General features: G+C 51.9%; 1 protein-coding gene. It reads right to left on the minus strand.

All coding sequences use genetic code 11. From position 1 onward, the window contains the following. Positions 1 to 264 (minus strand): Phenylacetic acid catabolic protein (locus SB775_RS30460; RefSeq protein ID WP_410864994.1); only part of this gene is annotated, 264 nt, incomplete at both ends.

The raw sequence follows: 264 nt of genomic DNA on the forward strand, positions 1-264 counted from the left end.
GTCTCACCTGCTTATACAAGCCGTAGACGTAGCTGCGGACAATGGCATATGCCCAATCGTAGTGAGGATTGTCATCGTACTCGCCTGTGCCGTTTTTACGTTCTACCAGAATCGCGTTGCGAAAAGCCCCCGCTTCGCGTAGCTGTGCCAAATCATCCGCTTTTCCCAGCCCCAGATCCTCCAGCATCTGATAGTGCATCACAGCATGCCCCATCATGTCCTGCGACATCGAGGAAAAAGCTACATCTTCTTCAATATGCGGAG

Source organism: Peribacillus sp. SIMBA_075 (genome assembly GCF_046534585.1).